The sequence below is a fragment of the Streptomyces alboflavus genome (genome assembly GCF_000716675.1).
Taxonomy (GTDB): Bacteria; Actinomycetota; Actinomycetes; order Streptomycetales; family Streptomycetaceae; genus Streptomyces; species Streptomyces alboflavus.
The window spans coordinates 1-9,533 of record NZ_JNXT01000122.1; the positions used below are offsets into that span (position 1 = coordinate 1).

Genomic DNA, 9,533 nt, shown 5'->3' on the forward strand with positions numbered 1-9,533 from the left:
GGACGAGAACAGCACGAACGCGTCCAGGCCGTCGCCGTCGATCAGTTCGTCCAAGAGCGTGGCACCGGCCGTCTTCGCGCCGAAGACCTCCGCGATGTCGGCGGGAGTCATGTCCGCGACGGTGTGCGCCGGGCTGACGCCCGCCGCGTGGAAGACGGAACGCAGGGTGCGGCCGTCGGCGGCCAGGCTCTCCAGAAGCCCGGTGACCGCGTCGCGGTCGGCGATGTCGCAGGCGGCGACGGTGACGTCGGCGCCCAGCTCCTCCAGCTCCGCCTTCAGCTCGGCGGCACCCGGCGCGTCCAGGCCACGACGGCTGGTGAGGACCAGGTGCTCGACGCCTTCCCGGGCCAGCCAGCGCGCGACGTGCCCGCCGATCGCACCCGTGCCGCCGGTGACCAGCGCCGTGCCGCGCGGCGACCACTCCGGCTCCGTACCCGTGCCGTTCTCCAGGGGAGCGCGCACGAAGCGGCGTACGAAGACGCCCGTGTCCCGCACGGCGAGCTGGTCCTCGTCCCCCGGGCCGGAAGCCGCGTCCGAGCCGGATTCCGAGCCCGCGCCCACGCTCGCAGCCGCCAGGGCCGCCGCGAACCGTGTGGCAGCACGCTCGCCGTACGCCTGCGGCAGGTCGATGAGACCGCCCCAGCGGTCCGGGTGCTCCAGGGCCACGACCCGGCCCAGACCCCACAGCTGCGCCTGCGCGGGGCTCTCCAGACGGTCGCTGCGCCCGGTGGACACCGCGCCGGAGGTCACCGCCCACACGCGCGCCGCGATCCCGGCGTCGCCGAGGGCCTGCACCAGGGCGACCGTCCCGGCGAGGCCGACGGGCACGCCCGGGTGCTCGGCGTGCGCGGACGTGTCGAGCCCCAGGAGGGACACGACACCGGCAGGCTCCGAACCGTTCGTCGGCACCGCCTGCCGCAGCCGCTCGGCCACCGCCTCCCGCGTCAACTCCTGTGCAGAGAAGGCCAGTTCCGTGACCTCCGCACCGGCACGCGTCAGCGCGTCGACGACGCCCGTCGCCCACTCCCGCTCCGCCGCGCCCTCCGGTACGACGACGAGCCAGCGACCCGGGAGCCCGGCGGCCGGAAGTCCGCCCGGCAGCGGCTTCCAGGCGACCCGGTAGCGCCAGCCGTCGAGCGTGGACCGCTCGCGCCGCTGCCGCCGCCAGGACGCGAGCCCCGGCAGGACCGCGCTCAGCGAACTCTCGTCCACATCGACGAGCGTCGACGTCAACTGCTCCAGGTCCTCGCGCTCCACGGCCTCCCAGAACCGCGACTCGACCTCGTCGACGCTCAGCGCGGCGGCCTCGTCGTCCGCCGCGTCGTCCGGGGCCACCATCCAGTAGTGGTCGCGCTGGAAGGGGTACGTGGGGAGGTCGACGGTGGTGCGGGCGCCGGGGAAGAGGGCGTTCCAGTCCAGCTCCGTGCCGTGGGCGTGGGCTTCGGCGAGGGAGGCCGCGAGGCGGTCGGCGCCGCCCTCGTCACGGCGCAGGGAGCCGAGGGATCCGCGCCGCCTGCGGGGCCACCGGGGTCAGCGCCTGGGCTATCTGGGCCTCGATCTGCTCGACGTAGGAGGAGTGCGAGGCGTAGTCGACGGGGATCGTGCGGGCGCGGACGTCCTGGGCCACGCACCGCGCGACCAGCTCTTCCAGTGCCTCCGGCTCACCGGAAACCACCACCTGAGCCGGGCCGTTGACAGCGGCCAGCTCGATCCGGCCGTCCCACGCGGAAATCAGCTCGCGCACCTCCGCCTCAGGCAGCGGCACGGAGACCATCCCGCCCTTGCCCGACAGCTCCCGGATGGCGAGGCTGCGCAGGGCCACGACGCGGGCGGCATCGCGCAGGCTGAGCGCGCCCGCCACGCACGCGGCAGCGATCTCGCCCTGGCTGTGACCGACCACGGCCGCAGGCTCCACGCCAGCCGCCTGCCAGGTCGCGGCCAGCGACACCATCACCGCGAACAACACCGGCTGGACCACGTCCACCTGATCGAAGTGGTCCCCGCTCAACTCATCGAGCAGATCCCACTCCACGAACTCCGCGAGCGCGTCACCGCACTCCCGCATCCGCTCCGCGAACACCGGCGACTCGTCCAGGAGTTGGCGCGCCATACCGGCCCACTGCGACCCCTGCCCCGGAAACACGAACACCGGCCGGACCGACCCGCCCAGCGCCCGGCCCGTGACAACGCCCTGGGCGGTCGCGTCACCGTCGGCCAACTCGGCCAGCCCTGCGAGGACCTGCTCCCGGTCCCGCCCGAGGACGACACCCCGGTGCTCGAACCGGGACCGCGACACAGCCAACGACCAAGCCACATCGCCCAGTTCCATACCGTCGGACGCGAGCAGAAGCTCCCGCACCTGCCCGGCCCGCGCCCGCAGCGCCTCCGGCGACTTCGCCGACAGCGCCACCGGCACCACACCCGACACCACGGACGAGACCGGCGGTCCGGCAGCCGTCCCGGATCCCTCCGGCTCCGCCTCGTCGCCCGGCGCCTGTTCCACGATCACGTGCGCGTTCGTACCGCTGACGCCGAAGGACGAGACGCCCGCGCGGCGCGGACCGGTGTCTTCGCGGCCCGGCCACGCGCGGGGCTCGGTGAGCAGTTCGACGGCCCCGGCGTCCCAGTCGACCTGGGGTGTGGGCTCGTCGACGTGGAGGGTCTTCGGCAGGACGCCCTGCCGCATCGCCATCACCATCTTGATGACGCCGCCGACTCCGGCGGCGGCCTGGGTGTGGCCGATGTTGGACTTCAACGAACCGAGCCACAGGGGCTGTTCCGCGGAGCGGTCCTTGCCGTACGTGGCGATGAGGGCCTGGGCCTCGATGGGGTCGCCGAGGGTGGTGCCGGTGCCGTGGGCCTCGACGGCGTCGATGTCGCCCGGCTTCAGTCCTGCGCTGGTGAGGGCGTCGCGGATGACGCGCTGCTGGGAGGGGCCGTTGGGGGCGGTCAGGCCGCTGCTCGCGCCGTCCTGGTTGACGGCGGAGCCGCGGACGACGGCGAGGACCTTGTGGCCGTTGCGGCGGGCGTCGGAGAGGCGTTCGAGGAGCAGGAGGCCCGCGCCCTCGCCCCAGCCGGTGCCGTCGGCGGAGGCGGCGAAGGACTTGCAGCGGCCGTCCGTGGACAGGCCGCGCTGGCGGCTGAAGTCGACGAAGGTGCCCGCCGTGGGCATGACGGTGACGCCGCCCGCGAGGGCGAGGGTGCACTCGCCCTGACGCAGCGCCTGCGCCGCGAGGTGCAGGGCGACGAGGGAGGACGAGCAGGCCGTGTCGACGGTCACCGCGGGGCCTTCGAGACCGAGGGTGTAGGCGACGCGGCCGGAGACGACGGAGCCCGCGTTGCCGGTGCCGATGTAGCCCTCGACGCCTTCCGGCAGGGCGTGCAGGCGCGTCGCGTAGTCGTAGTACATGACTCCGGCGAAGACACCGGTGCGGCTGCGGCGCAGCGCGACCGGGTCGATGCCCGCGCGCTCGATGGCCTCCCAGGCGGTCTCCAGGAGGAGCCGCTGCTGCGGGTCCATGGCGAGGGCCTCGCGGGGCGAGACGCCGAAGAACGAGGCGTCGAACTTGGGGGCGTCGTAGAGGAAGCCGCCCTCGGCGGTGGTGCTGGTGCCCTGGTTGTCGGGGTCCGGGTCGAACAGCTCGTCCGTGTCCCAGCCGCGGTCGGTGGGGAACGGGGAGATGGCGTCGGTGCCGTCGGCGACGAGGCGCCACAGGTCTTCCGGCGTGGCCACGCCGCCCGGGTAGCGGCAGCTCATGCCGACGATGGCCACGGGCTCCTGGCGGTTGTCCTCCAGTTCCCGCACCCGGCGGCGGGCGTCGCGCAGGTCGGCCGTCGCCCGCTTCAGGTAATCGAGGTACTTCTCCTCGTCCGCCATTTACAGCGCCTCCTCGAAGCGGCCGGGGCGTTCGGTGCCCGAGCCGGTGTCTGAGCTGTTCGGATGTGATTCCGAAGGGGTCTGAAGTTCGTTGTCGAGCAGGTCGAAGAGTTCGTCGGCGGTGGCGCCCTCGAGTTCTTCGCGCTCCCGGTCGTCGTCCGCGGCGGTGCCGCGGTCGGTGGGGCGGGAGCTGTCCCAGGTCGTGAGGAGGGAGCGGAGCCGGTCGGCGACGCGGTCCCTCTCGGTGCCGCCCGCGCTGTCGCCGACGGCCTTGAGGACGCTCTCCAGGCGGTCGAGCTCGCCGTCGAGGTCGCCCGGGTCGACGGGTCCCGCGGGGGGTGCGCCGAGGGTGGTGGGCAGTTCCTCCGACAGGTGCTCGGCGAGGGCCGCCGGGTTCGGGTAGTCGAAGATCAGCGTGCTGGGCAGCCGGAGTTCGGTCTCGGCGGTGAGGCGGTTGCGCAGTTCGACGGCCGTGAGGGAGTCGAAGCCGAGCTCCAGGAAGCCCCGGCCGAGCTCGACGGCGTTCGGGGACGCGTAGCCGAGCACGCCCGCCACATGGGTGCGTACCAGGTCGAGCAGGATCCGGTCGCGCTCGGCGGCCGGGCGGCCCGCGAGGCGGTCCGCGAGGGATTCGGCGCCTACGGCCGCGGGTGCGGTGTCCGTGCTGGAGCGCGCGCGCCGGACCGTGGGCCGCACGAGGCCGCTGAGCAGGGCGGGCACGGCCTCCGGCGGCTGGGTGCGCAGCGCCGCGGTGTCGATGCGGATCGGTACGAGGGCCGGGTGCTCGCTCGCCGGGGCGAGGTCGAGCAGCGACAGGGCCTGTTCGGTGGCGAGCGCGAGGACGCCTCCGCGTGCCATGCGCTTGAGGTCCGTGTCGGCCAGGGCGCCCGTCATGTCGCTGTCCTCGGCCCACAGGCCCCAGGCGAGGGAGGTCGCCGGGAGGCCCTGGGCACGGCGGTGCCGGGCGAGCGCGTCGAGGTAGGCGTTGGCGGCCGCGTAGTTCGCCTGGCCCGGGCCGCCGAAGACTCCGGAGGCCGAGGAGAACAGGACGAACGCGGACAGGTCCAGGTCGGCCGTCAGCTCGTGCAGGTTAAGGGCCGCGTCCACCTTGGGGCGCAGGACCGTCGCCAGGCGCTCGGGCGTCAGGGACGTGACGACGCCGTCGTCGAGGACTCCGGCCACGTGCACGACCGCCGTCAGGTCCGCGCCCCGCTCCGCCAGGAGGGCGGCGAGGGCGTCGCGGTCGGCGACGTCGCACGCGGCGACGGTGACGCCGGTGCCCAACGCGCCGAGCTGGGCCTGGAGTTCCGTGGCTCCGGCGGCGTCGAGGCCGCGGCGCGACACCAGGAGCAGGTCCTGGACGCCGTGCCGTTCGGCGAGGTGCCGTACGACCACCCGTCCCAGACCGCCGAAGGCTCCGGTGACCAGGACGGTGCCGGTGGACCAAGGCGCGGGGGCGTCCCCGGCGGGGGTCAGGGCGGCGCGGGCGAGACGCGGGACCCATACCTCGCCGTGGCGCAGAGCGACTTCCGGCTCGCCGGACGCGAGGGCGGCGGCGAGGGCGGCGGCCAGCGGGGGTGCGGTGGCCGGGCTGGTGGCGGGGTCGGCGTCGGCGGCCACGTACGCATCCGTGTCGGCGTCGGCGTCGGCGTCGGCCAGGACGAAGCGGCCCGGGTGCTCCGACTGCGCCGAGCGCACCAGGCCCGCCACGGCGGCGGCGACCGGATCCGGCGCTCCGTCGACGGCACCGTCGGCACCATCGGTGCCAGCCGTGTCAGCCGTGTCAGTGGCGTCGGCGACGTCGGCGGTGTCGGTGGCGTCGACCACCACCGCTCCCCGCGTCAGGACGACGAGCCGGGACGTCTCGAACCGCTCGTCGGCCAGCCACCCCTGCACCACGCCGAGCGCGTCGGCCAGCGTCGCGGAGACGTCCTCGGGGCGGACCAGGCCGTCACGACCGGTGCCCCGCGAGCCGCCGGGCGACCACACCACGGCCGCCGGAAGCTCCTCCCCCGCGCCCACGGCAGCGCCCAACGCGGCCAGGTCGGCGTACGCGGTCACCGTCGGCAGCGTGCCCGCGTCGCCGAGCAGCGCCAGGGACACCGGCTCGGCGGCGGCGACGGGCTGCCGCTTCCACTCGACGCGGAACACCGAGTCCGCGTGCGGGTCGGCCCCGCTCATCCGCTCGATGAGGTCCTTCGACATGGAGCGGAAGACGAGGGCGGCCACCGAGGCGACCGGCGCGCCGGTGGCGTCCGCGACCTCCAGGGCAACCCCGTCCGCGCCGTTCGGCAGCAGCCGTACGCGGACGGTGGCGGCCCCGGCGGCGTGCAGGGTGACGCCGGTCCAGGTGAAGGGCAGGCCGTCCGCGGCGGGCCGGTCGGCTTCGCTCCGCATGGCCGCACCGGCGGCGCGGGCGTGCAGGGCGGCGTCGAGGATCGCCGGGTGGAGGCCGAAGGAGCCGGCCGTCGTGTGCTCGTCCTCGGGCAGTGCGACCTCGGCGAACACCTCGTCGCCGCGCCGCCAGGCTCCGCGCAGCCCCTGGAACACGGGCCCGTACTCGAAGCCCGCATCGGCAAGATCGCCGTAGAGTCCGTCGACCGCGAGGGGCTCCGCGTCGCGCGGCGGCCAGGTGGTCAGGTCGGCGGCCGTCGCGGTCGCGGCGGTCGCGGCGGCGTCCGGTGCGGACTCGGTCAAGGTGCCGGTGGCGTTCTTGGTCCAGGTGTCGGCCGCGAGTCCTTCGGCGCCGGCGCCCGGCTCCGGGCGGGAGTGCAGGCTCAGCGGCCTGCGCCCGGTGGCGTCGGGCGCCTCGACGCGCAACTGCACCTGGACGCTGCCCTGTTCGGGCAGCACCAGCGGCGCACCGAGCGTCAGTTCGTCGAGCGTGCCGCAGCCGACCTGCCCGCCCGCGTGCACGGCGAGCTCGACGAACGCGGTGCCCGGCAGCAGGACGCGTCCGGCGACGGCGTGGTCCGCCAGCCACGGGTGCGTGGCCAGGGACAGCCGCCCGGTGAAGACGTACCCGTCGGTGTCGGCCAGCGGCATCCCGGCCCCGAGGAGCGGGTGCTCCGCCGGGACCAGTCCCGCCGACTCGACGTCGGCCACCCCGGCGGTCTGCCGGAGCCAGTAGCCCTCGTGCTGGAAGGCGTACGTGGGCAGGTCCACGCGGCGCTTCGGCGTCGACGCGTACAGCGGCGCCCAGTCGACGTCGGTTCCGCGCACGTATGCCTTGGCGAGGGCGGTCAGGAACGTGCCCGGTTCGGGGCGGTCCTTGCGCAGGGCCGCGACGAGACCGGCCTGGGCGGCCGAGTCGGTGATCGTGTCGTGCGCCATCGCCGTGAGCACCGAGTCCGGGCCCAGCTCTACGAGGGTCGTGACGCCCTGCGCGGTGAAGGTGCCCAGGCCGTCGTGGAAGCGGACGGCCTCGCGGATGTGGCGGACCCAGTAACCCGGGTCCTTCAACTCCTCCGTGGTGGCGAGCTGTCCGGTCAGGTTCGAGACCACCGGCAGAGCGGTGTCCTGATACGTCAGCTTCTCGGCGAGCGGCGTCCTCCAGTGACCAGAGTCCGGCGACGTAGGCAGCGGCAAGCTCACCGATGGAGTGCCCACCGACGATCTCGGGCCGCACCCCGAAGGACTCGGCCAGACGGAACAGGGCCACCTCGACGGCGAACAGCGCGGGCTGCGCGTACACCGTCTGCTCCAACAGCTCGGCGTCCACGCCGAACATGACGTCCTTCAGCGGCTGGTCCAGCATCGCGTCCAGGTGCGCGCACACCTCGTCCAGCGCGTCGGCGAAGACCCGGAACGTCTCGTACAGGGCCCTCGCTCCCGGCGACGTGCTCCCGCAGCCGCTCGGCCTGCGCCCGCAGCGCCTCGGCGCTGCGACCCGACACGACCCACGGCACGACCGTCGTCAACGGCGCGTCACCGACAGGCTCGACCGCGTCGACGGGCTCGGCGACCGGCGCCTGCTCCACGATCACGTGGGCGTTCGTCCCGCTCACACCGAACGACGACACACCCGCGCGACGCGGCACACCGCCGTCCCGCTCGCCCCACTCGCGAGCCTCTGTCAGCAGCTCGACCGCGCCCGCCGACCAATCCACGTGCGTGCTCGGCTCGTCCACGTGCAGCGTCTGAGGCAGCACCCCGTGGCGCATGGCCATGACCATCTTGATGATGCCCGCGACTCCGGCGGCGGACTGGGTGTGCCCGATGTTGGACTTCACCGAGCCGAGCCACAGCGGCTGGTCGGCGGGGCGGTCCTGGCCGTACGTGGCGAGGAGGGCCTGCGCCTCGATGGGGTCGCCGAGCGTCGTGCCCGTGCCGTGCGCCTCGACGGCGTCGACCTCTGCGGCGGACAGGCCCGCGTTGGCGAGGGCGGCGCGGATGACGCGCTGCTGGGACGGGCCGTTGGGGGCGGTGAGGCCGTTGCTGGCGCCATCCTGGTTGACGGCGGAGCCACGGACGACGGCCAGGACTTCATGACCCTGGCGGCGGGCGTCGGACAGGCGCTCCAGAAGGAGCAGGCCGACGCCCTCGCCCCAGCCGGTGCCGTCCGCCGCCTCGGCGAACGCCTTGCAGCGGCCGTCGGCGGCGAGGCCGCGCTGGCGGCTGAACTCGATGAAGGCGCCGGGGTTGGACATGACCGTGACGCCGCCCGCGAGGGCGAGGTCGCATTCGCCCTGGCGCAGTGCCTGGGCGGCCAGGTGCAGGGCGACGAGGGAGGACGAGCAGGCGGTGTCGACGGTGACCGCCGGGCCTTCCAGGCCGAACGCGTACGACAGGCGGCCGGAGATGACGCTGGTCGCGCCGCCTGCGAGGAGGTAGCCCTCGACGCCTTCGGGGGTCTGGCTCAGACCGGAGCCGTAGCCCTGCGAGGAGGCACCGACGAACACGCCGGCCTGGCTGCCGTGCAGCGTCGCCGGGTTGATGCCCGCGCGCTCGAAGAGCTCCCAGGAGGTCTCCAGGAGGAGCCGCTGCTGGGGGTCCATGGCGAGGGCCTCGCGCGGGGAGATCCCGAAGAAGACCGGGTCGAACTGGTCGGCCTCGTAGAGGAATCCGCCCTGGCGGGCGTAGCTGGTGCCGCGCTGCGCGGGGTCGGCGTCGTAGAGAGCGTCCAGGTCCCAGCCGCGGCCGCCCGGGAAGTCGGACATGGCGTCCGCGCCCTCGGCGAGGAGGCGCCAGAGGTCGTCGGGGCTGGTGGCGCCGCCGGGGTAGCGGCAGCTCATGGAGACGATGACGATCGGGTCGTCATCGGTTCCCGTCGAAGTGGCCGAGGCCGCGGCCGCGGCGGTCCGTCCGGCGTCCTGGTCGCCGACGAGCCGCGTCCGCAGGTGGCCCGCGAGGACGGCGGACGTCGGGTAGTCGAAGACGAGGGTGGTGGGGAGCTTCAGGCCGGTCGCGGCGGCGAGGCGGTTGCGCACCTCGACGGCCGTGACGCGACAGCCTGCGTGAGGGCCGCCACCGCGCGCTCCGGCGCCATCGCCGCGAGACCGCGGCGGCGCAGGTGCTCGGTGCCGTCGTCCCCGGCCATGCCGCCCCCGGCCCACAGGCCCCAGGCGACGCTGGTCGCGGTCAGGCCGCGGGCGCGGCGGGCCTCGGCGAGCGCGTCGAGGTAGGCGTTGGCCGCCGCGTACGCGCCCTGCCCGCC

At 74.6% G+C, this 9,533-nt stretch carries 2 pseudogenes; both read right to left on the reverse strand.

Annotation, left to right across the window (positions count from 1 at the left end):
* A pseudogene (locus tag OO63_RS44380) lies at positions 1-3,877 on the reverse strand (type I polyketide synthase); the annotation flags it as partial.
* Positions 3,878-9,533, reverse strand: a pseudogene (locus OO63_RS44385) (type I polyketide synthase); the annotation flags it as partial.